Consider the following 25,857-nt stretch of genomic DNA (forward strand, 5'->3'; position numbering starts at 1 on the left):
TCACCGACGCCTCAAGTTCTCGCGCCCTGACCACCAACTTGGTCGGTAGTGGCTGGCGGGATGCGTCCTTGGTTGCTCAGCGCTTGATTTGCGACTGCCATGGCAAGGATTTCCGGTACGTCCTCGGCCAGCAGGAAACCTGCCGCCACCGCCCCGCCGGTTGCCGCTCGAAATGCCTCGAGGTAGTTGTCCGGAGTGGGGCCTGGGAGCGGTCGCGTGCAGCCGAACATGATCGCCGGGCCGCCGCCCTCCTGTCCGAGCCCGGACAGCACCGCCAACGGTACGTCCAGCCACGGTGTGCGGACGCCGCCCAGCGCGTTGCCATGTACGTCCAGCACCAGTTCCCCGGCAGACACGCTGAGCCGATCGGCGCGCGCGGGAGCAGGTCCGCCATCGGCCCACTCCGACAGCGCGGCGATTGCTCGCTGCAGGACGTAGTGATGCTGTGGCCCGGAATTGATCGGCTCGGGGAAGTCGACGCCCAGTGGATTGCGGCGAGGCGCCATCCGCTCGGCCAGTTCCGCTGCCGTCAAGGTGCCCGAGTCGGTGAAAGATGCTCCCACGCTGTAGGAGTCCACGTGCGCGGCGCCGGCCAGCTCCCAGAGCCGGAAATAGTCGGAGTCGGGCTGGCGGGAGTCGATCGAACGCATGAAGCCGACCACATCGGTCTCGGTCTGGAGTGCGAGCACCGGCGCGGTCGAATCCGCGCGCACTCGCGTACCTCCGTTCAGTGCAACGGCTCCCACCCGGCCGGTCAGCGTGGCAGGGCGGCCGGGCCGCCCGTCGATGAGGTACGCGTCGTAGGGCGAGCCGTGCGGCGCAATGGCATTCACATACGTCACGAGCATGGCCGCGGATTGCGACTGCCCGGCCGCGAGCACCTGCTGGGTCCCTGGCACCAGCCTGCGAACCAGTTCTCCCGCCTGCCGGTAAATGTCGTAGCAATAGGCGTCGCCAGGATGCGACAGATCGGCGTACCGCACCGGATCCGACTGCTTCAGCGGCGGCCTCCGGACCGAGTTCCAGGTGTCGTCCCTCTCTGCCATGCCGCCGCCGCCGTGAATCGGCGCGTACTGCGCGGAAACCCCGATCCAGGCCATCCGGGCACGGATGAGATGCCGGTGTGCCAGCAGCCAGATCGGCGGCGTATCCGCACCGGAGGACGCGTTGAGCCACTCCACGACAGCGGTTCCGCGGTAGCCTTCGATCGGCCGGTACACCACGAGTCTGGTCGTGAACGGTGCGACCCTGCCCGGCTCGGTCGCCCACTGCCCGTCATTACCGGCCGAGCCGGTCAGGCGGTAGGACGCGGCCGTGCCGGACAGGAAGTACTCCTCGGCGACGTAACCGACATCGGGCAGTGAGAAGAACGTCGAGATCAGGCTGAACGGACCAGCCACCGGACCAGAGAGTTCCATCTCGAAACCCTAACAAGTGCTTGGTTTTTCGGCAATTGCCGGACGTTCGCCGATACAGCGCCCGGCAGGTCACCCGGATCCCACGCGAGCGTCGACCCCATCCCTGCGGATGGACGGCGAAGACCCCGTCCGGATTGTCGATCCGGACGGGGTCGGTGTCCCCCAGGCGAACTCGCCGGTCGCCATCCGCTCGTCGTGGGAACCAAGGAGCATCTGTGCTGTTGCCGCCTTGGATTGGTCACCGCCTACCTGTGCAGGACGTGATTCACGTCGACCGAAATGGGCAGGTAAGCGGCCGTTCCATGTGGCAAATCGCCGGGTCGGATCAATGCCCCTGGAAAGGGGAATTGACCGTGGTGAAGTATTGGGCGGCGGCGAGGATGGCTACCGGGGCGGTGACGAGGAGCAGGCCGGCTACGGTGCCGAGGGGGGCGATGGCGGCGATGCCGCCGATGCAGCCGACGGCGGCGGCGGGGAGGAAAGGGCCGAAGAGGCCGACGATGGTGGCGGAGGCGGCGGCTGCGCCTGCTGCGCCGCCCAGGAGGCAGCCGACGGCGGCACCGCCCAGGCCACCTACCAGGGTGCCGATGGCGGCGCCGGTGACGAGGGTGGTGCCGAGCCGGGCCCAGGCGGCTTGTTCGCGGTCGTATTCGTTCTTCCAGGGCGCCTGGTTCTCGTAGGGGAGGGCGACGGGTTGGTAGACCGCGTGGTCGAGGTCGAAGCGGGGGGTGAGGACGGCGGTGCGGTTTGTGATGTCGGCGGTGATGGGAAAGACGAAATCGTCTACGCGGAAGGATAATTCGGTGCCGGCAAGGGTGGTGCCGTCGGCGGCTTCGATCTTGAAGGTGCCGTGGTCGTTCACCAGGGAGCCGGCGTCGGTGGTGATGGTCAGCGCGCTGTCGGTGCGGACGGCGGTGTAGTCGACTCGGCCGGTGGTGCCGGAATCCGCTTGTGTGGCGCCGGAGTCGGCGTGTGCGGCGGCGGGTAGGGCGGTCAGGGCGGTGGCCGTGAGCAGGGCGAGGCCGATGTTCTTGTGCAAGAGGATGACTTTCAATTCGGGGTGGTGAGGATGGGGTCGTGGGTGATGCTGCGTTCGCGGACCAGCCATGAGGTGCCGTGCGGAACGAGGTGATCGCGGATATCGGTGCTCAGGTGCAGCCGCGGCGACTGCCCGGGGCCGGCTTCGACGACCAGGGAGTAGAAGCGGGTGCGGATGATTCCTGTTGCCGCGCCGTCGTTTTCGATGGTCAGGTTGCCCAGCCAATGGCGGCGCACGAGGCCCGCGGCGCGGAGTCGCTCCGCGGTGCGGCGCAGCCCGTCGGCGATCTCGGCCCGCCCCGTGTGGGTGGCGGCCCGCTGCGGATGGATCAACAGCCCGTCGGGTTCGAACTCGGCCGCCCATTCGTCGACGCGCCCGTCGTCGAGCAGGCGCAGGTGCGCGGCATAGAACTGCTGGAGGTCGACATAGAGCTGTCGGGTGCGGTCAGCGTCGGACATCGGAGCCCCGTTCGGTGGATTCGGCCCATTTCTTCGCGTTCTCGAGGGTGGACAGGGAATTGCGGCCCAGGGCGTTTCGAATGAAGGCCGTGGCATCGGCGAGGGTCTTGCCCGTGCCGAGGATCGAGGGGATCGCCTCGGTGATGAGGGCGACGGTGTGCTCGGAGGTCGCGAGCGTCCCCCCGTCGCGCGGTGTGAAATTCCAGCGACCGCGGTGCAGGGAGAGCAGCGCGGGCAGCCGAGTCTGCTTGTAGACGATGTCGCCGGAGTCGAGGACCACGCGCCACGAGGCGGTGGTGTGGACGTCGCCGTCCGGTGTCCGGGTGTCCAGGCTCAGAAACTGGTGTCCGGGTACCGGTTCGGTGAGAGTGACGGCGTCGACGTGGGCGAGTCGCTCCGCCCACAGGTCAGCGCGGTCGATGAATTCCCGGACCCGCGCCGGTTCGGCGTCGATCCACAGCGAGTCCGCGAAGGTGACGGTGGCCTCGGGTCGCCGGGCCAGCGCCTCGGCCGCGGACTTGAGCGATTCGAGCTCCCGGGTCGAGTTGGTGTCGACCGCGGCCTCGATCCATTCCCGAGCTCCCGCGCTGTCGTCGGGAGAAAAGCTGTGCAGCAACAGGACTCGGCTGCTGTCGGCGTCGATCTCCTGCACCACCCATTCCCCGATCATGGCGGCGACCGGGGGAGCGGAGACCACCTGCCGGAAGGTGATCCGGCGCTGTTCGGGGTGGAAGGTGCGGCGCGAGGTCCAGGTCTTCAGCGACTCGTTCGCGGTGGCCCACAGCTGGATGTGGTCGCCGGAGGCGTCGTGCTCGAGGGTCTCGGCGTGGATGGTCGGGGGAAAGATGTCGGGCCAGTCGACGACCGAGCGCAGCGCGTCGTGCACGACCTGGGCCGGCGCTGCGATCGTGATGGTGTGTTCGGTGTGATGGAGGCTCATCCGAGCCACCTCCTGATCTCTCGGTGGCTCAGTAGTTGCCCAGTCCGCCACAGACATTGATGGCCTGCGCGGTGATCGGCGCGGCGGCGGGCGTGGTGAGATAGCCGACCAGTCCCGCGACCTCCAGCGGAGTCGAATATCGCCCCAGCGGGATCTTGGCCTCGAACTTCTCGAGCACGGCGGCCTCGGTGGTGTTCCACACCTCGGCGTAGCCGCGCCGGACCCGTTCGGCCAGTGGGGTTTCGACGTATCCTGGGCAAACGGCGTTCACCGTCACCCCGGTCTTGGCCAGTTCCAGTCCGAGTGCCTTGGTGAATCCGATGACGCCGTGTTTCGACGCGGAATAGGGCGCGCCGAGCACCACGCCCTGCTTGCCGCCCGTCGAGGCGATATTGATGATGCGGCCGTCCTGTGCGTCGAGAATTCCTCCGTGCGACAACACTTCTCGCGTCACCCGGAAGGTTCCGCTCAGGTTGATGTCGAGCACGTCCTGCCACAGCGAGTCGTCGATGTCCCGGGTGACGCCGCCGCCGTTGCGGCCCGCGTTGTTGACCAGCACCGTGACCGGTCCGAACCGCGCGACCGCCGCCGCGACGAAGGCCCGCACGTCGTCGGTCGATCGGACATCGGCGGCGATGCCGTCGATGGTGATGCCTTCGGCGCTCAGCTCCTCGACCGTGCTCTTGACCCTGCCCGCATCGCGGGCGTTGATGAAGACCTGATATCCGGCCAGGCCCAGCGTGCGGGCGATCTCGAGGCCGATTCCGCTGGTGGCGCCGGTGACAATGGCGTGCTTGCTCATGCGAGTGCTCCTGAGGATGGATCGGAGGCACCGGCGTCCTGGCCGGCGCCCTCCGTGAGGGTGGTGTTGACCAGCTCGAGAAAGTCTCGAACGGTCACGGCGTCGACTACCGAACTGTCGAGAAGCGTTATCCCGTAACGGATTTCAATTTGGTTGGACAGTTCCAGGACCGCGAGGGAGTCGTATCCCAGGTCCTCGAATGAGCGATCGGTGATGTCTCCGCTCAGGTCGATGGTCTCGTCTTCGCCGGCGACCCGCTGCAGTACCTCGCGCAGCTGATCGGTGGTCACGGCTGGGTTGGCAGACACCATGTGCCTCCCTTCTCGGTCGGGTGCTGTTGGGGGAGTGGGGTTTTCATCGGACGCCGCGCAGGACCACCGCCGAGGTGAACCCGCGCCCACCGCGGGCGAGCACCAGCGCGGCCGGCGTGGTCAGCTCACGCGGCTCCCGGACCAGGTCCAGGCGGGTGGGACAGGGATAGTGCTCGAGGCCGGGGGTGGGCGGGATGGTGCGGCTGTCCAGCGTGAGGGCGGCCGCGGCGATATCGAGCGCCCCGCCGCCCGCGAACAGTCGTCCGGTCCCGGTCTTGGGGGCGGTCACCGGGACCCTGTTCGCGCCGAATACCGTGTCGAGCGCGGCGATTTCGTGATCGTCCTGTTCGCGGACTCCGGCCGCGTCGGCGAACACCACCCCGATCTCGCCGGGCACAACGCGGGCGTCGGCGAGCGCGGCCCGGATGATCCGGGCCAGCGCCGGTGGCCGCGGTGAGCCGGGCCGAGGATCGAATCCGCTGGCATACCCGCTGATGTGGGCGTAGACGCGCGCACCGCGGTCGCGTGCCCGGTCCGGATGTTCGAGGACGGTCAAGGCGCCGCCTTCGCCGGGTACGAAACCCTCGGCGGTGTCGGCGAATGGCTGGTAGGCCCGTTTCGGGTCGGTGCTCGTGCTGACATTGCCCGCGGCGAGTGTGGCCAGCCAGCCCCACGGCGAGAGTACGGAATCGAAACCGCCGGTGAGCACCAGCGGGGTGCCCGCGCGCACCAGCCGGCGGGCCTTACCGACCGCGTCGAGGCTGCCCGCCTGGTCGGCCACCACGACACTCGAGGGTCCGCGCGCGCCGTGCCTGATCGCGAGCTGCCCGGTGTTCACGGCGTAGAACCAGGCGAAAGACTGATACCCGCTGACATGGCGACTGCCCTGGGCCCATAGTTTCTGCAGCTCCTTCTGCCCGAACTCGAAGCCGCCGCTGGTGCTGGCGGTGACCACTCCGAGTTCGAAGTCGTCCCGGTCGTCCGGGGTGATGCCGGCGTCGCGCAGCGCGGCGTCGGAGGACACCAGGGCGTGCCGGGTGGAAATGTCGGTTTGCGGAAGCAGGCGGCCGGACAGCGGCGAGGGGTCGAAGTCGCGAATCTCCCCGGCCAGGGTGGCGGTGTACGGACTGGGATCGAAGCGGGTGATCCGGTCGATCGCCGAGCGCCCCGCGAGGGTGTTGCGCCAGTAGTCCGCCACGGTGACTCCGGTCGGCGCGTGAACGCCGATGCCGGTGACGGCGGGCTCCACCGTGGCCGCGAGTCCGGTCATGGCGCGACCAGCACTGCGGCACTCTGGAATCCGCCGAATCCGCTGCCGACGCTCAGCACGGTGTCGGTGCGCTGGCCGCGCGCGGTCAGCGGCACGTAGTCGAGATCGCAGCCGGGGCCCGGGTTGTGCAGGTTGGCGGTCGGCGGGATGACGTCGGTGTCGATGGCCAGCGCCGAGGCGGCCAGCTCGAGGGAGCCGACGGCGCCGAGCGAATGCCCGATCATGGACTTGATGGAGCTCATGGGAACGCGCCGGGCATGATCGGCCAGCGCCCTTTTCACCGCGGCGGTCTCGTGCAGATCGTTCTGTTTGGTTCCGGAGCCGTGGGCGTTGACGTAGTCGACCGCGGTGGGGTCCACCCGGGCCTGGTTCAGCGCGGCGCCGATGGCCTCGGCCATCTCCACTCCGTCGGGCCGCAGGCCGGTCATGTGAAAGGCATTGCCGCGCGTGGCGAATCCGGCGAACTCGGCGTAGATGTGCGCGCCTCGGGCGCGGGCCCGGTCCCAGTCCTCGAGGATCAGGGTCGCGGAACCCTCGCCGAGGACGAAGCCGTCCCGATCCCGGTCGAACGGACGCGACGCGTGTTCCGGGTCGTCGTTGTTGGGGCTGGTGGCCTTGATGGCATCGAAGCAGGCCACCGTGATCGGTGAGATCGGGGCCTCGCTGGCGCCGGTCACGACGATATCGGCGGCGCCCTCGCGGATCAGATCGGCGCCGTGGCCGACCGCGTCCAGCCCGGACGTGCAACCGGTGGAGACCACCGAGGTGGGTCCTTCGGCGCCGATCGTCCAAGCCAGTTCCGCGGCAATGGAACTGGGCACCAGGTAGTCGAAGAGCTGCGCCACCGCCCAGGCCGGGTCCACCAGCCATTCCCGGCCCTGATCGCTGACCAGGGAGTACTCGCGCTCCAGGCCCGTCGTGCACCCGACCGCACTGCCGATGCTGATGCCGATCCGCGCGGGGTCCACACGGCCGAGATCGAATCCACTGTCCTGCAATGCTTCCCGGGCGGTGGTGACCGCGAACTGGGTGACCCGATCCCAGGCCCGCTCCTCGCGCCGGCTCAATCCGTGGTCGTAGGGCCGGAAGTCGATCTCGCCCGCGATCCGGGACCGGTAGCCGCCGGTGTCGAACGAGCTGATCCGGCGGGTGGCGGTGCGGCCCGCGGTGAGCAGGTCCCAGAACTGGCCGGTGCCGACCGCTCCGGGGGCCAGTATGCCGATTCCCGTGATCGCGACCCGGCGCGGTCCGTGCGTCTTTGTTGTCTTTGCTTGCGCCCCAACGTATGCCATGTTCCATCCTTTCGAGTTCGGAACAACTGCTGGCGATCGCCACGACTTCGTGTCAGTGGCGTCGACACTCGCATCGGCTGCTGGAGGCGACGCCGACGAATGCTGGAGGACCACTGGAATCGACTGCTCCAGCGATCCTGTAGGCGGTTGTCGGGCGGGTGTGGGCACAGTCGAGCGACGACTGTCCACCTGGAGGAGAAGTAATGACTGTGCAGCCGAATGGTCTGGCCGAACGCCGCATCGTGATCACCGGGGGTGGCCGCGGGCTGGGCCGAGTGGTGGCCGAGGATCTGCTCCGCCACGGCGCGCGCGTAGTGATCGTCGGCAGGGAATCGACTGCGACACAGTGGATTCAGGAGCATCCCGCCGGGAGCGCCGTGACAGCGGATGTCACCGACGCCGTGCAGCTGTCGGCGGCCTTCGCCGAGGCCGGCAGCAGGCTCGGCGGTGTCGATGTGGTGTTCGCGAACGCCGGCGTGAGCCGCCCCGGCCCCTTGGCGGTCACGCCGCCCGCGAATTTCACCACGGTGCTCGAAACCAATGTCGTCGGAACGTTTCTCACCCTGCAGGCGGCGGTGCCCTATCTGGCCGACTCCGGGTCCGCCCGGTTCATCGCCCTGTCGTCGGCCCTGGCGCAGCGGATCGCGCCGGGAGCGGGCGCGTACTCGATCAGCAAGGCGGCCATCGAGACCCTGGTTCGCATTGCGGCGATAGAGCTTGCGCCGCAATCCATCTTGGTGAACGCCCTGTCTCCCGGTTTCATCGACGAGGGGATGGGGCGCGATCTCATCGCGAATCCACCGGTGTGGGACCGGTACCTACCGACCATCGCGGCGGGTAGGCCGGGGCGGGCCGAGGAGATCGCCGGTGTGGCCCGGTTCCTTGCGGGTCCGGACTCGGACTACGTCAACGGCCATGTGCTCGAGGTGAACGGCGGCCTCGCGTTCTGAGGCCTGCTACCAGTGCAGGACCGCCTTGCCGTGAAAGGTCCGCTCCCGGAGCGCGGACAGTGTGTCGTCGAGCGTGTCCAGCGGCCCGGTTCGGTTCACGGCGAGGCTCAAATCCCCTGCGGCCCAGCGTCGTCCGAGCCAGAGCAGATCGTCGGCGGCCCCGGTCCCGGCGTCGAGTTCGTCGAACAGGTTCACATAGCTCAGACTCACCCCGGGCCGCCGATGTCCCCAATCGACCGGCAGCTCGAGCGGCGCGCGGACGGTATTGCCGAAACTCACCAGCACGCCTCGCGGTTTCAGCAGCTCGAACGCCGCCTGCAGCGTCGGTCCGCCGACGCTGTCGAACACGACGTCGACCGGCCGCGGTGCGGTCGGTTCGCCTTCGGGAGAGACGACATCGAGTCCGGCGCCGGTGAACCGGTGCCGGACCGACAGCACCTCGGCCCCGGCAGCGTGCGCGAGCTGCGCCAGCACCCCACCGACGCCGCCGCTCGTTCCGGTGACCAGCACGGTCCTGCCGATGATCGGCCCGGCTCGTCGGATGGCCGCGAGCGCGGTCAACCCGGCCACGGGCAGTGCGGCGAGATCGACGGCCGCGCCGGGGTCGTCGATGACCGCGACGTCGCGGCGCGGCACGGCGACCCGATCGGCCCACCCGTCGCCGCGCGCGAGCGCGACGACGGCCCGCGAGTGCGCCGGCCCGTCCGCGTCGGCGTCCTCGATCGTGCCGAGAATGTCCCAGCCGAGCCGGGATCCAGCCGGAAGTCGCTCCGCTCGAGTCAGCTCACCCCGGTTGATCCCGATGGCCCGCACTCGGACCAGCACCTCACCGGGCCCCGGCGTCGGCTCGTCGACCTCGATCAGCCGCGTCGGCGTCTGCCGGTCGCCGGTGGTCACTACCGCTCTCATCGCACACCCGTCCTGTCTCGCGTATTCACGCGATCCAGCAAAACGACTGCCGCGCAACGCTGTCCAGCAAGCGCCGGATGCCTTCCAGCGTTCCTCCAGCGGCGCCGGAGTGCGGCTGCATCGGCGGCGACAACACTGCGAACCATGATGGGTAGAACCGTGTGGCCGCTGGCCGCCCTGTTGACCGCTGCCGCGTTGGTCGCGGGCTGCTCCCCGGGTACGGATGGCGGGGGATCGGACGGGCCGCCGGTGGCCGGCGGCACGCTGCGTTTCGCGCTGCCCTCGGAGCCGAGTTGCCTGGACCCGGGGGTGAGTCCCGCCGACGCCACCGCCCTGATCGATCGCGGTGTGGTGGATTCCCTGGTGGCGCAGGGCAATGACAACACCTTCCACCCTTGGCTGGCGAAGAGCTGGACGATCAGCGATGACCTGACGCGGTACGTCTTCACCCTGCGCGACGATGTGGTGTTCCATGACGGCACCCGGCTCGATGCCGCCGCGGTCAAGGCGAACTTCGACCGGATCGTCGATCCGAACACCAAATCCCAATGGGCGGCAACGTTGCTGGGACCGTACAGCCGGTCGACCGTGATCGACGAGCACACCGTCGAAGTGGCGTTCACCGAGCCCTTCCAGCCGTTCCTCGCGTCGGCGAGCACCACCGCCCTGGGTATCCAGTCGCCGAAGAACTTCGCCGACAACGCCGGCAAGCTCTGCGATCACGTGGTCGGGTCGGGTCCGTTCACCTTTGCCGGGCATACCGCGCAGCAGCGCGTCAGCCTCGCCAAGTTCGCCGGATACGACTGGGCCCCTGCGACTTCGGCGCATGCGGGACCCGCGCACCTCGATGGTGTCGAGTTCCGTTTCGTGCCGGAGAACTCGACCCGCATCGGGGCGTTGACCAGCGGCCAGATCGACGGACTGCTGTCGGTGCCCGCGCAGAACGTCAGCGACCTGAAGGCGGATCCTTCGCTTCGGTACACCCGCTACGACGCACAGGGCACCGGCTACGGCGTCTACATCAATACGCGGCGGGGTCCCTGGCAGGACCCACGCGTCCGCCGGGCGTTGCAGCGATCGACCGATGTCGACGCGATCCTGTCCTCGATCTATTTCGGCGTCTACAGCCGGTCCTGGAGCATCCTGACCCCGGCCACCCAGTTCTACGATGCGGCACTGGAGAATTCGTGGAACTACAGCATCGACGAGGCCAACCGGCTGCTCGATGAGGCCGGGTGGAACCAGCGCGACGCCGAGGGCTACCGGGTCAAGGATGGCGTCCGGCTTTGCGCGACCTGGACGACCACCAGGGCACAGGACGAATCCAACTATCGGGGCCTGGTCGGGCTGGCCATCGTCGCCTCGGCCAAGAAGGTCGGCATCGAGATCGTCCGCACCAATGTCCAGACCGGTGAGCTCTTCCAGCTCGTCGCGCGCGGCGACTACGACCTCTTCGACACCAGCTGGTCATCCAACTCGCCGGACATCATGCGCAACTTCCTGCTCTCCACCGCCAAACCGATGGCGGGACAGAATATTTCGTGGGTCGACGACCCGCAGGTCGACGCGTGGGTCGGCAATGCGGCGCGCACGCTCGACGCGGGCGCGCAGCGCGCGGACTATGCCGCCGCCCAGCACTGGGCCATCGATCAGGCGGTGCTCGTTCCGATCTTCGTGCCCGCCAGCCAGGTCGCGACCCGGACCCGGGTGCACGGTATCGCCGCCGCCCCGGCGTCGTACCCGGTCTTCTACGATGCGTGGCTGAACTGATGGCCGTCCTGGTGACCGTCGCCGGCGCGATCCTGCGCCGGGTACTCGGAATCGCCGGAATCCTCACGGGGGTCGCGACCGTGACGTTCCTCGCCATGACACTCGTGCCCGGCGATCCGGCCTACGCCATGCTCGGGAATGCGCCCGCGACCCCGGCGACCCTGGCCGCCGTCCGTGCGCAGATGGGCCTGGACGAACCGCTGCCGCAGCGGTTCCTGCACTATCTGGGCCGCCTGGCCCGCGGTGATTTCGGCGAATCCTTCCAACGACAGCAGCCGGTACTGCAGGTGATCGGCGAACAGCTCACTCCGACACTGCAACTCGCCGCCGCGGCTATTATCCTCGGCGTCGCGGGTGCGCTGGTCACGGTGGTCGCGACCTCGGGGGCAGGCCGCGTGCCGCGGGCGATCGCCCATGCGCTGGAGCTGATCGCGGTATCCACGCCGACCTTCTGGACCGGCACCCTGCTGCTGGCGGGCCTCTCGTTCCGCCTGCATCTGTTCCCCTCGACCGGTTCCGGTCCGGCGGCCCTGGTGCTGCCCGCGACCACCCTGGCCGTGCCCATCGGCGCGCTGCTCGCCCAGGTGATGCGGGACGGTGTGGACGCGGTCATGCTATCCCCGTTCGTGCTCAGCGCCCGCGCCCGGGGGTTGGGTGAGCTGGACATCCGAATCCATCACGCCCTACGGCACACGCTGCTGTCCGCCGTCACGGTCAGCGGTTGGCTGGTCGGCGGTCTGCTCAGCGGCGCGGTGCTGGTCGAGACGGTGTTCGCGCGCCCCGGTCTGGGGCGAGTCTTGTTGTCGGCGGTCACTACTCACGATTTTCCGGTGGTCATCGCGCTGGTCATGTTCGGCTCGCTGCTGTTCATCGCCGTCAATTCCGTGGTGGACCTGGCCTATCGGGTCATCGATCCGCGCTCGGCGACGCCCTCGGGGGTGGCCCGGTGACCGTGACGCGTAACGCGCGACTGCTCCTGCCCGGCCTTGTCGCCGTCGTGCTGGCGGCCTGTGTCCTCGTGCCCGGCTGGATCGCGACGCGATCGCCCATCGAGGTCGATCTCGGTCAGGCGCTGGCGACGCCCGGCCGCCACCACTTCCTCGGCACCGATCAGCTCGGACGAGACATCTTCGCGCGCATCGTCTTCGGCGCCCGCTATTCGATCCTCGTCGGTCTCACCGCGACCCTGCTGGCCGTGCTCGGCGGCACGCTGATCGGGCTGTGCGCCGCGCTCGGCGGCCGGCTCATCGACACCGTCATCGCGCGGGGGCTGGACATCGTGCTGGCGTTTCCGGGCGTGCTGCTGACGCTGTTGGTGATCGCGATGCTCGGACAGGGGGCGGGCAGCCTGATCGCGGCGATCGCCATCGCCGAATCCGCCTCGTACGCCAGGCTGGTCAGGTCGCAGGCCCTGGTGGTGCGGAATGCCGACTACGTCCGGGCGTCGATCGCACTGGGTCGCTCGCCCGGATATCGGATTGCCCGCCACATCGTCCCGAACTCGCTGCGCCCGACCGTCGTGCTGGCGACCCTCGGCGTCGGCAGCTCGATCATGATCGGTTCGGCCTTGAGTTTCCTGGGGCTCGGCCCGAAAGAGCCCACCCCCGAATGGGGTTCGATGCTCGCGGCGGGTCGTGAACTGTTGTCCAAGTCGTGGTGGGTGGCCGTTCCGCCCGGAGCCGCCATCACCCTCACCGTCGTCACCGTCACTGTGCTCGGCCGGGCACTGCAACAACGTTGGGAGGGCGACCTTGCCCGTTCTGCACGTCGATGATCTGCACGTCTCCTTCGGCCGGGGCGGTGACCGGGTAGCGGCGGTGCGCGGCATCGGTTTCGAGCTCGCGGCCGGTGAATGCCTGGCGCTGGTGGGGGAATCCGGGTCCGGCAAGAGCGTCACCGCCCGCGCGCTGCTGGGCCTGACCGGACCGGGCTCGACGGTCGCCGCCCGGTCCCTGCGCCTGGGGGACATCGATCTGGATCAATTGTCCGCGCGGGAGTGGCGTTCCGTGCGCGGCCGGGAGATCGCGCTGATCCTGCAGGACGCGCTGATCTCGCTCGACCCGTTGCGGCCGGTCGCGGCCGAGGTGGGCGACACGCTTCGCGCGCACCGGCTCGCGCGCTCCGCGGCCGACCGCGCCCGCCGGGTCGACGAGTTGCTGCGATCAGCCGGCATCGACGATCCGGAACTGCGCAGAACTATGCGCCCACACCAGCTTTCGGGCGGGCAGCGCCAGCGGGTATTGATCGCATCCGCCCTCGCGGGCCGGCCGAAGGTGATCATCGCCGACGAGCCGACGACGGCCCTCGACGCCACCGTACAGGCGCGGATCCTGAAACTACTGTCCGCCCTGCGTGATGATGGCACCGCCCTGCTGCTGGTCAGCCACGACCTATCGGTGGTTGCCGGAATAGCCGACCGGGTCGCGGTCATGCACGAGGGCCGCATTGTCGAACAGGGCCCGGCCGCACGGGTTCTCGGCGCACCCGAGCACCCCTACACCCGCCGGCTGCTGGCGGCGGTCCCGACTCCCGGCAAACGGGGAAGGCGGCTGTCCGGGGATGGCCGGACCGTCGCGCGATCGGAACCGGCGGTCCTCGCCGACGCCGGGACCGAATCCGCCCAGCCCGCCCTGTCCGTGACGGGGTTGTGCAAGTCGTTCCGCGTGGCCCGCGGCCGGTCGGTGGCGGCCGTCACCGAGGTCGGCTTCGAGCTGCCGGTCGGTACCACGCTGGGCCTGGTCGGCGAATCCGGATCCGGCAAGAGCACCACCGCCGCACTGGTTCTCGGCCTGCTGCGACCGGACGCCGGCACTGTCACCCTCGGCGGCCAACCCTGGAGCGCCCTGCCGGAGCGGGCCCGCCGGGCCCGGCGTCCGCAGGTCGGCGTCGTCTGGCAGGACCCGGCGAGTTCGTTCGATCCCCGCTGGGATGTCACCCGGATCATCGGTGAGGCCCTGCCCGCGCGCGGGCGCAGCGCCGCCGATCGGCGCAAGCGAATTCTGAGCCTGCTCGATTCCGTCGGTCTGCCACACACTTTCGAACGGAGGCGGCCCGGCGAGATGTCCGGCGGGCAGCGCCAGCGGGTGGCCATCGCCCGCGCCCTGGCCTCCGATCCCACCGTCCTGATCTGTGACGAGCCGGTCTCCGCCCTGGACGTCACGATCCAGGCGCAGATCCTGGATCTGCTCGCGGATCTGAAAGCCCAACGGGGACTGTCGATGCTGTTCGTTTCGCACGATCTCGCGGTCGTGCGGCACCTCAGCGACTCCGTGGCGGTGATGTCCGCGGGCCGGATCGTGGAGCAGGGGAGTGTCGACCAGGTCTTCGACACTCCGCAGCACGACGTCACCCGGGCCCTGCTCGCCGCGGTCCGGCTTCAGCCGCAGAGCGAATCCACCTGTGGTCGCAGTCGACCCGCGATGAGCTCGGCCGAATAGCGCGAGGCGGCAACAATTTTCGGTGGCGGAGCCAGCTCCGGGGCGCTGCGCAGCACCTTGTGGTGCAGTTGCTGCAGCGCCGGGGTGGGCTCCAAGCCCAGCTCCTCCGCCAGCCGGTGCCGCAACCGCTCGTACACCTGCAGTGCGTGCGCCTGCCTACCGGAGCGGTAGAGCGCAATGATCAGGTGCGCGTGCAGGCTCTCCAGCAGCGGCGAGCGCTGCACCATGCCGCTGAGTTCACCGATCAGTTCGCGATGACGGCCCAGCCGCAGATCCACCTCGATGCGGTGTTCGAGGATCGACAGCCGCACCTCGTTCAGGCTGGTGGCCCACATGGTCAGCACCGGACCGGGTTTGATGTCGGTGAAGACCGGGCCGCGCCACACGGCCAGGGCCGCGCGCAGCGCGCTGTCGGCGCTGTCGTCGTCCTCGGCGGCGAGCGCCAGCCGCGCCAGCCGGACCTTGTCCTCGAAGACGTCGACATCGAATTCCCCGGGGCCCACGTGCAGGAGGTAGCCGCGTTCGCGGGTCTCCAGCCGGGACTCGCCCCGATCCAGGTTCGAGCTGTGCTCGCCGAGGCATTTGCGCAACTGCATGACATAGGTCTGGAGCGTGGAGGCCGCCGAGGACGGCGGCGCCGACTCCCACAGTTCCTCGATGCAGTAGTCGGCCGAGATCACCCGGTTCGCGTTCATCAACAGCAGGGCGAGCAGTTGGCGCTGCTTCGGTGCGCTCGGGACTGCGCCGACACCGTCGATGCAGCACTGCAGCGATCCCAATACCCCGAATTTGATCATGTGTAGCTCCCGAGCTGTATGAAGATTTCAGCGCGCCGGAAATCCGGTCACGCTGGTCGTTCGATCGCGTAGGCGCGCAGAATCAGTCGTGCGGCGCGCGCCGAGATCTCTGCGGCCCGGTCCGGCGTGAGCGCGATGGTGCCGAAGGCCGAGGCCTGCTGGCCGTCGTGGGACAGCTGCGCGAAGAACTGGCCCGCCACCTCCGCCGGTTCGGTCGTCTCCAGAATGCCCGCCGCGGCGAGCACTTCGAAGCGATGGGCGAGCCACCCGGCGATCCGCGGCCCCTGCGCCACGGATTGATCGGCACAGACCTGATGCAGGTCCGGATGCCGCGCCACCTCACCGACGATCAGCCGCCGTACCGCGGACACCCGTTCGGACAGGGTCACCGCGAGGAACAAACGCCCCACCGTGACCAGATCCTCGAAGACGGTGCCCGGATTCCGCAGCAGGCGCGGATCGAGTTCGTCGGCCGTATCGGCCGCCGCCCGCACCCCGGCGAGTACCACCCGGAACAGGGTCCGTTTGTCGCCGAAGTAGTTGTAGATCGTCTGCTTGGACACGCCGGCCTGCTCGGCGATGGCCTCGACACTGGTTCGCTCGTAACCGAATTCGAGGAACGAGTCCGTGGCGGCATCCACGATCACCGACCGCTTGCTCGCCGCGCGTGAATCCAGCGCGACTGCGGCCCGGGACGAAGCTGACACCATGGGCACACTCCTTCATTCGAAATGCGATCCGATTCCACAGGCTAGCCAGCGTCCGCCGGGTGCGGAATCGTCCCGCTCGCCGTGATCGGAAGGCTTCGTCAGTATTTCATAATCTGTTACGGCACAGTCGAATTGGTGACATGGTCGGCAATCGGCGGGTGGGCGTGCCGAGGTCAGGCGGAGGCCGGGATCGAATGCCCCAGGAAGGCCGCCATATCCGCCAGGACCGGTCCCGAACGGATCGGCGCGACGGTGTCCGCGATCTCGGCGTACGCACAATGGAGATTAGCGACCAATCGCTCCGGTTCATTCCACGACGACCACGGATGGTCGCCCAGTCGCGCCGGATCGACCTGGCGGGCCGCCTCGAGTGGCGTGGCGCCGGACGGCATCGCGTCCCGGGCCACCGCGAGCAGCCAGTCGAGATAGTCACGGGTCTCGGTGAGGACGTGACGGTCGGCGACCTCGCCGTGGCCGCCGATGATGGTCTCGGGCGCGAGGTCCCGCAGCCGATCCATCCAGTCGAGCATGCCGCGCACCGAACCCGACAGCAGGAACGGTGTCGTGCCGGGCATGACGAGATCACCCGCGATGACGACCCGCGCATGCGGTACCCATACCGCCAGATCAGCGTCGGTGTGTCCGATACCCCCGGTGAGCAGGTGGATCTCGCGCTCACCGGCGTGCAGGACGGTCCGATCACCCACCCCGACACCGGGCAGTACCAAAGGCAGGTCCCCCCAATCGATCTCGGGCCACAGGGCCCGCACCGCCCAGCCGTTGCGAGCCATCGCCGGCCGGCACCGTCGATGCGCGACGACCGGAGCCGGGGCGAACAGCGCGTTCCCCGCCGTGTGGTCCCCGTGCCAGTGGGTGTTGATCACCATCGCCGGCGAGCCCGCGCCCATCCGCGTCAGCGCGGAACACAAACCGCGGGCCCGGCTTTCGGTGCCCAACGTATCCACCAGAACGGATTCGCCGTCAGCGCGGACGAGCGCGGCATTGCTCACGCACCAGCCGCCGGGGCGCTCGATATAGGCGAAGACGTCGTCGGCGACCTCGTCGAGTGCACTCACCCCGACCGACCGGCCGATCGAATGATCCGGCACAGCTGCGGATCTCCGGCCGCCACTTCACCGACCCGGGTGCGGGTGCGGAATTCCGGATTCGAGGTCGCGCGCAGGAATGCCTCGCGGCCGGACCAGCGAGCGATATTGATGTAGACGTCCGGATCGCTCTCGGATTTGAGCAATTCGTAATGCCGGAAACCGGGTTGCCGCGAGAAATAGTCCGCGACATCGGCATAGATCGATTCGAATCGCTCCGCCGGACCGGCCAGGCGCAGGACGTTCACGAAGACGTACTCGGACTGCCCGGGCGCTACCGGGTCGGTCGTTGGATCGGACATCGATCGTCCCCACTTCTCATCGATCGAACACGTGTCTCCAGCATGTGCGCGGGATCTGCAGCGCCACTGGAGTCCCGCTGGAGTCTCGCTGGAGTCTCGCTGGAGCCGGATTGACGGTGGACTCACGAGTCCAGATATTGGACCCATGAGTCCATCGGACTCGAATCACCTTTGTATCCAAGGAAATTGGAGCCCAATCCATGTCCACACCGTCTCCGTCGTTCGACACCACACGGTCCCGGATTTCCCGTCCGCCGGATTGGGCGGTGCTGAGCCTGCTCTGCCTGGGGCAGCTGATCGTCGTCCTCGACCTTTCGATCGTCAATGTCGCGCTACCCGCCATCCAGGGTTCGCTCGACTTCTCCGACGCCGGACTGCAATGGGTGGTCAACGGCTACGCCATCACCTTCGCCGGCTTCCTGTTGCTCGGCGGCCGGGTCGCCGACCTGATCGGCCGCCGGCGGGTGTTCCTCATCGGCCTCACCATTTTCACCCTCGCCAGCCTGGCCGGTGGTCTGGCCAGGTCGTCGGAATGGCTGGTGATCGCCCGTGTCATCCAGGGTTTCGGCGGCGCGCTGCTCTCGCCCGCCACCCTGGCGATCCTGTCGACCACCTTCACCGAGGGCAAGGCGCGGGCCCGTGCCACCGCGGCCTGGGGTGCGATCTCGGGGGCCGGGGCTGCACTGGGGTCGGTGCTCGGCGGCGTACTGACCGATATCGCCAGCTGGCAGTGGATCTTCTACGTCAATATCCCGCTCGGTGCGCTGGCCCTGGCACTGACCTATCCATTGCTCGGTGAGAGTCGGGGCGCGGCGGGGAAGCGACTCGACGGGGTCGGCGCGGTGCTCGTCACCACGGCGCTGGTGGCGCTGGTGTTCGGTGCGGTCGACTCCCAGAACCACGGCTGGTCCGCACCTTCGACCTGGGGGCCGATTGTGGGTGCGGCCGTGCTGCTGGTCTGGTTCACCGTGCACGAGGCGAAGGTCGCGGCCGCGCCGCTGATTCCGTTGTACGTCTTGAAGATCCGTTCGGTCGCCTTCGCCAATATCGTCATGTTCTGGATCGGCGCGGCGGTGATCGCGCACTTCTACTTCCTGTCGCTGTACATGCAGAACATCCTGGGCTACAACGCCTTCCGCACCGGCATCGCGTTCCTGCCCGGCGCGGTGGCGATGACCATCGGCGCGTACTCGGGTCCGCCGCTGGTCAAGCGATTCGGGGGCGTCCGCCCGCTGCTGACCGGAGCGCCCGCGTTGAGCGCGCTCGGCTTGATCTGGCTCGCGTTCGTCCCGGATCACGGCTCCTTCGCGCTGCATGTGCTGATCCCCCAGGTCCTGATCACCCTCGGTGCGGGCCTGGTGATGGTGCCGTTGGTCATTGCCGCCACCGGCGGTGTGGCGCCCGCCGAGGCCGGCGTGGCCTCCGGAATCATCAACACCACCAGGCAATTCGGTGGAGCCATCGGGCTGGCGGTGCTGGCCACCATCGCTGCCTCCCGGACCGGTTCCGGCAGCGGTGGCCACCCGCCGTCGCACGCTGAACTGCTGTCCGGCTATCACGCCGCGTTCGGTGTCGGCGCGGTCTTCGCGGTGGTGGCGCTGGTGTTCACCTTCGGGCTGCGGACCGCCGCGCCGCCCGCACCGGCGGCGGCGACCCCGGCGGAGCCGGAGATCGACGCACCTGAGTCCGATACCGCGCTGGAGACCACCGAAAGCAGTTCCGCCCGCCCGTGACCGGCGCCGGGCGAGGGTCCTCACGAGTCGCCGAGGAACCTCGCCCGGTGGTCGCGCACGAACTTCTCATAGCTGATCGGCGGTGTCCCGGTGAGTATTTCGACGTCATCGAAGATCCGGCCCCGGACCGGGCCCGCGGCGGCACGGGCGGCGGTGACCGCGTCCGCGACCGCCGCGGGCACCCGGCGGGCCAGCCGCTCCCGCTCCTGGTCGATCGAGATCTCCCGCACGGCGATCGGCCGGCCGAGCACCTCGGCGAGGACGGCCACCTGCTCACGCGGGCTCACCGCCCGCGGACCGCTGAGCCGCAGCACCGGTGCGCCGGCGGGGTCGGTCTCCGCGGACAGCGCCCGGGCTGCCACCCGCCCGATATCGCGGGGATCGAGGTGGGCCGCGGGCAGATCGGGCAGCGCCACCTCGGCCACGCCGGTGCCGAGAATCGAAGGGATCCACGCGAATGTATTGGAATAGAACCCGTTCGGCCGCAACACGATCGACGGAATTCCGGACTCGACGGCCACTCGCTCGCCCGCGGCATGCCAGCCGCCGAGCGCGCCGTCCGGATTCTCGTCCACTGCCAGCGACGAGACCGTGACCACCCGCCGCACGCCCGCCGCCGCGGCGGCCGCGACGACGGTGGCGTCCTGCCTCGCCTTCAGATGGCCGGAGGTCGCGATGAAGACCGAATCCACGCCCTCCAGTAGCGGAACCAGTGTGCGAGGAACATCGAGGTCCCCGGCCACGAATTCCACGCCCGCCACCGGGGCGGTCCGGCCCGGATCCCTGGTCAGGGCGCGAACCTTCGCGCCCCGCCGCGACAATTCCCGTACCGTCGCGGTGCCGACGATACCGGTGGCTCCGACCGCGAGAATCATTCGAATCATCTCCCTTGCAACGCGATTCACTGCGACGGCGGGAGCGTATCCGGCAATTCGGGCGCACGGCCGAATGCCGGATCCACGCTCCAGAGATCCTCCAGGAGCCGTGCAGCAGCGCTTTCTACGGTCGATTCCGACGCCAAACCTCAGGAGAACTCGATGAGTCACGTCTCCACACCGCTGATCCCCGCTCCCGGTGAGAACCTCGACAACACCGATTCCGGTGGATCGCCCGCACATATTCTCGGCCTGGTCTCCGGGGCCCGCCGCGCCCAGGTGGTGCTGGCCGCGGTGGAGCTCGACCTGTTCACCGCACTGGCCGACAAAGAGCTTCCGGCAGTCGAAATCGCCGCGATCACCGGAATTCAACCCGAATGGTCGCGCGATTTCCTCGATGCCGTCGCCGCCACCGGACTGCTCATCACCGATCACGGTCGCTACGCGAACAGCCCCGACGCGCACCGTTATCTGGTGCGCGGCCGTCCCCACTATCTCGGTGGATTCCTGCGTTTCCTCGACAAGACCCTGCATCCGGCCTGGACCGGGCTCGCCGCCAGCCTGAAATCCGGGAAACCGGCCAATTCCGATGCGGCGGACGGTGATCCATACGGCGCCCTGTTCACCGACGCCGACGATCGTCGCGCCTTCTTCGAGGCGATGGATGTGCTCAACGCCCCCATCGGCGCGGCGCTGTCCCGGCTGGACTGGTCGCAGCGCACCACCTTCGCCGATATCGGCGGCGCGCGCGGAAATATCGCCGCGGAAGTGGTGCGAGCCCACCCACACCTCACGGCACAGGTCTTCGACCTGCCCGAGGTCGAGCCCGAATTCGACGCCCACATCACCGAACTGGAGTTGACCGACCGGATCGTCTTCCGGCCCGGCGACTTCTTCACCGATCCGCTGCCCAGCGCCGATGTGCTGATTTTCGGGCACGTCCTGCACAACTGGCCCGTCCACCGTCGGCAGCAGCTCATCGCCGCCGCCTACGCGGCGCTGCCGGAGGGCGGCACCATCGCCATCTACGACCCGGTGCTCGATCCGGTCAGCCCCACCCCACCGGCCCTGCTCGCCAGTCTGAACATGCTGGTCTGGTCCTCCGGCGGCAGCGAGTACACCGTCGCGGAGGCCGAAACCTGGCTGCGCGCGGCGGGATTCGTCGATATCGCCGCGGCTCCGCTCGGTCCGACATCCACGCTCATCACCGGCGAAAGGCCACATCATGGCGGTGCCACTGCAGCGATCGCGCAATAGCACCCGGGATCTGGTGCTGGGCTGGCTGTCCCGCACCTCGACCGGGTACGACATCGATCCGGACAGCGTCGATATCTCGCTGCCGCGCAACGGTTTCTCGGCGGAGACCATTCAGGTGACCGCGCGCGATATCGCGGGCGGCACTCACCGTTCGATCATCCGGGTCGGCGCCACCGGAGAGCGGATCTATCCCACCGAATCGATTGTGGCGCAGGCCGATGCGCTGCGGGCGGTTCGCCGCCACAGCGATGTGCCCGTGCCCGAGGTGCTGGCCGTCGAACCCGATGCCACCGTGCTGGGCGCGCCGTTCTTCCTGATGGAGTTCGTCGACGGCCGGGTCCCGCCGGACTTTCCGTCCTACCACTGGTCGGGCTGGGTCGCCGATCTGGTGCCCAGCGAACGCACGGCGGTCTGGTGGGCGGCCCTGACCGCGCTCGAACGACTGCATTCGATCACGGCGGACACCGCCGATCTGCCCGATCTGGGTCCTGCGGGTCCCGCTGCGCAGGTTCGGTATTGGAGCGATGCGCTGGACTTCTATCGCTGCGCGGACGATCCGGTGATCCGGCGGGCCGCGCGGTGGCTGGCGGGCAATATTCCGGTCCACCGGTCGCCGTACGTGCTGCTGTGGGGTGACGCCAGGCTCGGCAACATCATCTACCGCGATACCGAGGTCGCCGCCCTCGTCGACTGGGAGATGACCGGATACGGCGAGCCCGAGAGCGATCTCGCCTGGTTTCTGTACCTGGACCGGCACCTGAGCCGGGGGATCGGCGCACAGCGACTGTACGGGCTGCCCGACCGGGACCGAACCGTCGAGGCATACGCCGCGCTGTCCGGCCGGACCCTGCGGAATCTGACCTTCTACGAGGTGCTGGCCGGATTCAAATTCGCGCTCATCACCGCGGCGGTGACGCGCCGCGCGGAGCGCACCGGACTGCCCTCGGATACGCCATTTCCCTTGCACCGCAATGCGGTAGCCCTGCTCGACGAAACCCTGGAGGCGCTATGACCATCAGATTGTCCATCCTCGACCAGGCTCCGGTTCCCGAGGGCACGCCCCAGTCGCAGGCCCTGGCCAATTCTCTCGACCTCGCCCGCCACGCCGAACGCTTCGGCTACACCCGATACTGGGTCGCCGAACACCATGCCATGTACTCGCACGCCATCTCGGCGCCCGAGATCCTGGTGACCGCGATCGCCTCGGCGACCTCGACGCTGCGGGTCGGATCGGGCGGGGTGCTGCTCACGCACTACAGCCCGTTCAAGGTGGCCGAGACGTTCCGGACGCTGACGGCCCTGCATCCGGGCCGCATCGACCTCGGCATCGGACGGTCCACGGGCGCCGACGAGGTCGAGACCCTCGCACTGCGACCGGTGCCCGAGGCCGGACGCGGACCGTCGATCGACGCGAAGGTCGAACAGCTGCGCGCGCATCTGGCCGGCTCCCCGGCCGTCGACGGGGCGCGCCGCGCCCCGGTCGCGGTCCCGCTCGACGCGCCCGCACCGGATATCTGGCTGCTGGGCAGCAGCCCCGGGAGCGCCGTGTCGGCAGGCCGGGCCGACATCGACTACGCGTTCGCGCATTTCATCAATCCGGGGGCGACCCGGGAGTCCATCGAGGCGTACCACCGGCTCGTGCCCGGGCGGTCGCCGATCGTCGCCATCACGGCGGTGGTCGCCGATACCGAGGCCGAGGCCGCGCGACTGTACTCGGCCCAACGCGCGGTGCGTAATCGGTTGTTCCGCAACGATGTCCGGCCGATTCCGGAGCCGGACACCGCGTTGGCGGAGCTGGCCCGTTACGGCGACATCCTCGAAAACGAGAACTTCGAATGGCCCCGGTACTTCTGGGGCACGCCCGACCGGGTCGGTGACCGAATCCGTTCGCTCGCCTCGAGTCTCGGCGTCGAGGAGATCATCGTCGTCACCACGGTGCACGACCATCAGGCGCGGGTGCGCAGTTATGAACTCCTGGCCGCCGAGTTCGCGCTGCCGGCCGCCACCTCTTCACTCCAGGACGTGACGCGATGAAGTTCGGCATCAACCTCTTTCCCACCGTCGGCCCGCGCGACCAGGCGCCGGTCGACTATTACGATCACGCGCTCTCGATCGCGCTCTATGCCGAAGAGCTCGGCTACCACCACGTCAAGACCGTCGAGCACTACTTCTTCGAATACGGGGGCTACAGCCCGGATCCCACCACCTTCCTGACCGCCGTCGCCGCCCGGACGGAGCGGATCCGGCTGATCACCGGCGCCGTGGTGCCCGCGTTCGATCATCCGATCAAACTCGCAGCGCGGCTGGCGGTGCTGGACAACATCAGCCACGGGCGGCTCGATGTCGGTGTCGCACGTGGATTCCTGCCGGACGAGTTCGCGGCCTTCCAACTGTCCCTGGATGATTCGCGGCCACGGTTCGACGCCACCGTGGCGGCGATCGTCGAGCTGTGGACGGGATCCGACGTGACCATCGACAACGGCTTCCACTCGTTCGGGCCGGTGACGCTGCAGCCGCGTCCGTTTCAGAGTCCGCACCCGCGCATCCTGGTGGCCACGGCGATCACCCCGGAGTCCGCCGAGCGGGCCGGTGCGGCCGGGTACGGACTGCTGCTGGTGCCGTCGATCAATCCGCGGGAGAAGGTGCAGGACATCATCGCCAGGTATCGGGTGGCCCGGGAAGCCGCCGGATTCGACCCCGCCACAGCCGAAGTGCATCTGAGTTACAGCTCGTTTCTTGCCGACGACGCGGACGAGGCGCGCAGCCTCGGCGAGCAGTTCGCGAACACCAACCACCGTGCGCTGGCCCGGGCCGTCTCCGGCTGGTCGACCGCCCGCAGCACCCAGTACGCGGGGTACGAGAAGATCGTCGACCGGGTCGCGGGCGGGACCTTCGCCGCCCAGCTCGCCGCCGACAAGACCATAGTCGGGACGCCGGCCCAGGTCGTCGATCAGATCGCTCGTATCAGAGAGGCGTTCGGCGACGTGACGATCAGCCTGCAGACGCCGCCCAGCACCGCGCCCGAGGCCGTCGTGCGGCGCTCGGTGCAACTCTTCGCCGAGGACGTGCTGCCGCACTTCTCGACGCCCGTCGCGCTCGACGGCACAGCTCCCGGCGTCGCGGCGGCGGCTGTCGCGCCGGGCCGATAGAAAACACCCGCATCAGAAGGAGTTTCGAGCATGGCGCTCTTCGCCGTCTTCACCAAGCAGCACCCCATCGGCATCAGCGCCGACGAATTCCGGCACCGGCTGCCGGAGGGATTCGCACACCACGTCGATCTCGTGAAGCGTGGCATCATCAAGCACAGCTGGATCATTGCCGGACAGTCCGGCGGGCTGAATGTCTACGAGGTGGCCAGCCACGAGGAACTCACCGACGCGCTGTACGGCAACCCGCTGTCCTCGCACCTGGAGTTCGAGGTCTTCCCGCTGTCGGACCCGGGTGGGTTCGATGTCGACGAATTCGCCACGCGGGACTAGGACATGCGAAAGCGGGGTGGTCACCGATCGGTGACCACCCCGCTTTCGTGCATGCGGCTATCAGCCGCGGGCCAGGAACGTCTCGACGACGGAGCTGAACTCGGGCGCGTTGTCGACCCACGGATAGTGGCCCGCTCCCGCGATCGACACGTGCGTCGCGACCGGGAACAGCGCGGCGGCGGCGTTTCCGGCCTCCACACCGGTCAGCGCGTCCGCGGCGCCCGTCACGACCAGGACAGGTGCGGTGACCTGCCCGAACGTCGGCAGGAAGCGTTCTGGCTCGGTGCGATCGCCATTGCCGTGGAAGTGCTTCCACGCCTCGAGCGAGAACTGTTCGCGCTGTGTCGCGGCATGCGCGCGCTGCCGCTCACCCCACCCGCCGTACGCGGCCGGGACATAGCGGTCCAGTAAGTCGAGCACAGCCTCGGGCGAGTCCTGCGGCCCGGCTGCTGCCAATTCCCCGGCAGCGGTACGCACCTCGTCGAACCACGGCTCGGCAGCGCGGGCATTCAGCAGGCTCGCGATATCGCCACCCCCGCCGAAGAAGTCCGGTCCCGGCACGACCAGCACCAGCCGGGACACCCGATCCGGATGATGCCCGGCGTACACCGCCGCGACCACCGCCCCCGACGAGTGGCCGAGCACATCGATCGTCTCCACCCCGAGATGGGATCGCAGCGCGTCCACGTCCCGGGCGAGCGACGGATAGGCGTACTTGGCTGGATTATCCGGGGCCGCAGTGGATCCCGTGCCGCGCGCGTCGTACCGAATCAGGGTCCGGCTCGCGGCGAGCCCCCCGAGGTCCTCGAGATACCGCGAATCCCGGGGTCCGCCCGGCACCACGACCAGCGGTCGCCCCGATCCGATCGCCTCGAACGCCAGCTCGGCCCCATCGAACGACACTGCGGTGCCATGAGTCGAAGTAGTCATAGCCCGAACCTACGAACCCCGGGTCCACTCTCCCTACGCCCTCGCTACAGCCCCGCTGGAAGCCTCGCGGCA

At 68.7% G+C, this 25,857-nt stretch carries 26 protein-coding genes; 11 read left to right on the plus strand and 15 right to left on the minus strand.

The genetic code is table 11. The features are described from left to right. Positions 1–11: 11 nt before the first annotated feature. The 8 genes from ACWEQQ_RS18675 to ACWEQQ_RS18710 all read right to left on the minus strand — a co-directional run bounded on the left by ACWEQQ_RS18675 (position 12) and on the right by ACWEQQ_RS18710 (position 7,530). Positions 12–1,418 carry an alpha/beta hydrolase domain-containing protein gene (locus tag ACWEQQ_RS18675; RefSeq protein ID WP_452349046.1) on the minus strand — a complete coding sequence of 469 codons (1,407 nt, stop codon included), beginning with the start codon at positions 1,416–1,418 and terminating at the stop codon, positions 12–14. Positions 1,419–1,743: 325 nt separating this feature from the next. After that, complete coding sequence (locus ACWEQQ_RS18680; RefSeq protein ID WP_452349047.1) at positions 1,744–2,457, minus strand: hypothetical protein; 714 nt, start codon at positions 2,455–2,457, stop codon at positions 1,744–1,746. Positions 2,458–2,468: 11 nt separating this feature from the next. Next, positions 2,469–2,915: a nuclear transport factor 2 family protein gene (locus ACWEQQ_RS18685; protein WP_452349048.1), complete on the minus strand. Its 447-nt coding sequence runs from the start codon at positions 2,913–2,915 to the stop codon at positions 2,469–2,471. Next, positions 2,902–3,855, minus strand: coding sequence for an aromatase/cyclase (locus tag ACWEQQ_RS18690; protein ID WP_452349049.1), 954 nt, complete (start codon positions 3,853–3,855; stop codon positions 2,902–2,904). Before ACWEQQ_RS18690 ends, ACWEQQ_RS18685 begins: the two co-directional genes overlap by 14 nt. Before the next feature lie 28 nt (positions 3,856–3,883). After that, the gene (locus tag ACWEQQ_RS18695) at positions 3,884–4,657 is read right to left on the minus strand and encodes an SDR family NAD(P)-dependent oxidoreductase (protein ID WP_452349050.1); all 774 of its coding nucleotides are present in this window, start codon (positions 4,655–4,657) and stop codon (positions 3,884–3,886) included. After that, positions 4,654–4,947, minus strand: a complete 294-nt coding sequence (locus tag ACWEQQ_RS18700; RefSeq protein WP_452349051.1) for an acyl carrier protein — start codon at positions 4,945–4,947, stop codon at positions 4,654–4,656. The genes ACWEQQ_RS18695 and ACWEQQ_RS18700 overlap by 4 nt, the downstream gene beginning before the upstream one ends. Before the next feature lie 64 nt (positions 4,948–5,011). After that, the gene (locus tag ACWEQQ_RS18705; protein ID WP_452349052.1) at positions 5,012–6,238 is read right to left on the minus strand and encodes a ketosynthase chain-length factor; all 1,227 of its coding nucleotides are present in this window, start codon (positions 6,236–6,238) and stop codon (positions 5,012–5,014) included. After that, the gene (locus ACWEQQ_RS18710) at positions 6,235–7,530 is read right to left on the minus strand and encodes a beta-ketoacyl-[acyl-carrier-protein] synthase family protein (protein ID WP_452339595.1); all 1,296 of its coding nucleotides are present in this window, start codon (positions 7,528–7,530) and stop codon (positions 6,235–6,237) included. Before ACWEQQ_RS18710 ends, ACWEQQ_RS18705 begins: the two co-directional genes overlap by 4 nt. Before the next feature lie 203 nt (positions 7,531–7,733). Between ACWEQQ_RS18710 and ACWEQQ_RS18715 the strand changes: the two genes are divergently transcribed. Continuing rightward, on the plus strand, positions 7,734–8,480 hold the full coding sequence (locus ACWEQQ_RS18715) for an SDR family NAD(P)-dependent oxidoreductase (protein WP_452349053.1): 747 nt from the start codon (positions 7,734–7,736) through the stop codon (positions 8,478–8,480). A 6-nt stretch (positions 8,481–8,486) separates the two neighbouring features. On the opposite strand, the gene ACWEQQ_RS18720 is transcribed toward ACWEQQ_RS18715, so the two are convergent. Then, complete coding sequence (locus ACWEQQ_RS18720) at positions 8,487–9,377, minus strand: zinc-binding dehydrogenase (protein ID WP_452349054.1); 891 nt, start codon at positions 9,375–9,377, stop codon at positions 8,487–8,489. A gap of 156 nt (positions 9,378–9,533) precedes the next feature. On the opposite strand from ACWEQQ_RS18720, the gene ACWEQQ_RS18725 reads away from it, so the two are divergent. From ACWEQQ_RS18725 to ACWEQQ_RS18740, 4 genes are read left to right on the plus strand one after another with little or no spacing between them, the layout of a single operon-like run. Beyond that, on the plus strand, positions 9,534–11,159 hold the full coding sequence (locus ACWEQQ_RS18725; RefSeq protein ID WP_452349055.1) for an ABC transporter substrate-binding protein: 1,626 nt from the start codon (positions 9,534–9,536) through the stop codon (positions 11,157–11,159). Further along, positions 11,147–12,109, plus strand: coding sequence for an ABC transporter permease (locus ACWEQQ_RS18730; protein ID WP_452349056.1), 963 nt, complete (start codon positions 11,147–11,149; stop codon positions 12,107–12,109). Before ACWEQQ_RS18725 ends, ACWEQQ_RS18730 begins: the two co-directional genes overlap by 13 nt. Beyond that, positions 12,106–12,933 carry an ABC transporter permease gene (locus ACWEQQ_RS18735; RefSeq protein WP_452349057.1) on the plus strand — a complete coding sequence of 276 codons (828 nt, stop codon included), beginning with the start codon at positions 12,106–12,108 and terminating at the stop codon, positions 12,931–12,933. The genes ACWEQQ_RS18730 and ACWEQQ_RS18735 overlap by 4 nt, the downstream gene beginning before the upstream one ends. After that, complete coding sequence (locus tag ACWEQQ_RS18740; protein ID WP_452349058.1) at positions 12,911–14,596, plus strand: dipeptide ABC transporter ATP-binding protein; 1,686 nt, start codon at positions 12,911–12,913, stop codon at positions 14,594–14,596. The genes ACWEQQ_RS18735 and ACWEQQ_RS18740 overlap by 23 nt, the downstream gene beginning before the upstream one ends. Here the strand turns inward: ACWEQQ_RS18740 and ACWEQQ_RS18745 are convergent. The 4 genes from ACWEQQ_RS18745 to ACWEQQ_RS18760 all read right to left on the minus strand — a co-directional run bounded on the left by ACWEQQ_RS18745 (position 14,536) and on the right by ACWEQQ_RS18760 (position 17,511). Then, positions 14,536–15,393, minus strand: a complete 858-nt coding sequence (locus ACWEQQ_RS18745) for an AfsR/SARP family transcriptional regulator (protein WP_379400007.1) — start codon at positions 15,391–15,393, stop codon at positions 14,536–14,538. The two genes, ACWEQQ_RS18740 and ACWEQQ_RS18745, sit on opposite strands and share 61 nt — an antisense overlap. 47 nt (positions 15,394–15,440) lie before the next feature. Continuing rightward, a complete protein-coding gene (locus ACWEQQ_RS18750) occupies positions 15,441–16,103 on the minus strand; it encodes a TetR/AcrR family transcriptional regulator (RefSeq protein WP_452339588.1) in 663 nt (220 codons plus the stop codon). Between the two features lie 173 nt (positions 16,104–16,276). Next, complete coding sequence (locus tag ACWEQQ_RS18755; RefSeq protein ID WP_452349059.1) at positions 16,277–17,179, minus strand: MBL fold metallo-hydrolase; 903 nt, start codon at positions 17,177–17,179, stop codon at positions 16,277–16,279. Further along, complete coding sequence (locus ACWEQQ_RS18760; protein WP_452349060.1) at positions 17,176–17,511, minus strand: antibiotic biosynthesis monooxygenase family protein; 336 nt, start codon at positions 17,509–17,511, stop codon at positions 17,176–17,178. Before ACWEQQ_RS18760 ends, ACWEQQ_RS18755 begins: the two co-directional genes overlap by 4 nt. Positions 17,512–17,711: 200 nt before the next feature. On the opposite strand from ACWEQQ_RS18760, the gene ACWEQQ_RS18765 reads away from it, so the two are divergent. After that, a complete protein-coding gene (locus tag ACWEQQ_RS18765; protein ID WP_452349061.1) occupies positions 17,712–19,244 on the plus strand; it encodes an MFS transporter in 1,533 nt (510 codons plus the stop codon). A gap of 20 nt (positions 19,245–19,264) precedes the next feature. On the opposite strand, the gene ACWEQQ_RS18770 is transcribed toward ACWEQQ_RS18765, so the two are convergent. Next, a complete protein-coding gene (locus ACWEQQ_RS18770; RefSeq protein WP_452349062.1) occupies positions 19,265–20,119 on the minus strand; it encodes an NmrA family NAD(P)-binding protein in 855 nt (284 codons plus the stop codon). 162 nt (positions 20,120–20,281) lie between these two features. Between ACWEQQ_RS18770 and ACWEQQ_RS18775 the strand changes: the two genes are divergently transcribed. Genes ACWEQQ_RS18775 through ACWEQQ_RS18795 form a run of 5 tightly spaced genes read left to right on the plus strand, consistent with a single transcriptional unit; the run spans position 20,282 to position 24,855 of the window. Further along, positions 20,282–21,376, plus strand: a complete 1,095-nt coding sequence (locus tag ACWEQQ_RS18775) for a methyltransferase (protein ID WP_452349063.1) — start codon at positions 20,282–20,284, stop codon at positions 21,374–21,376. Further along, complete coding sequence (locus tag ACWEQQ_RS18780; RefSeq protein WP_452349064.1) at positions 21,345–22,388, plus strand: phosphotransferase family protein; 1,044 nt, start codon at positions 21,345–21,347, stop codon at positions 22,386–22,388. Before ACWEQQ_RS18775 ends, ACWEQQ_RS18780 begins: the two co-directional genes overlap by 32 nt. Further along, entirely contained in the window at positions 22,385–23,410 is a 1,026-nt protein-coding gene (locus ACWEQQ_RS18785; RefSeq protein ID WP_452349065.1) for an MsnO8 family LLM class oxidoreductase, read from the plus strand. The genes ACWEQQ_RS18780 and ACWEQQ_RS18785 overlap by 4 nt, the downstream gene beginning before the upstream one ends. Next, entirely contained in the window at positions 23,407–24,525 is a 1,119-nt protein-coding gene (locus ACWEQQ_RS18790) for an LLM class flavin-dependent oxidoreductase (protein ID WP_452349066.1), read from the plus strand. The genes ACWEQQ_RS18785 and ACWEQQ_RS18790 overlap by 4 nt, the downstream gene beginning before the upstream one ends. A gap of 30 nt (positions 24,526–24,555) precedes the next feature. After that, positions 24,556–24,855 carry a muconolactone Delta-isomerase family protein gene (locus ACWEQQ_RS18795; protein WP_354838102.1) on the plus strand — a complete coding sequence of 100 codons (300 nt, stop codon included), beginning with the start codon at positions 24,556–24,558 and terminating at the stop codon, positions 24,853–24,855. Between the two features lie 60 nt (positions 24,856–24,915). Here the strand turns inward: ACWEQQ_RS18795 and ACWEQQ_RS18800 are convergent, their stop codons facing one another. Next, positions 24,916–25,785 carry an alpha/beta fold hydrolase gene (locus ACWEQQ_RS18800; RefSeq protein WP_452349067.1) on the minus strand — a complete coding sequence of 290 codons (870 nt, stop codon included), beginning with the start codon at positions 25,783–25,785 and terminating at the stop codon, positions 24,916–24,918. Positions 25,786–25,857: the final 72 nt, after the last annotated feature.

Source organism: Nocardia sp. NPDC004123 (assembly GCF_053603795.1).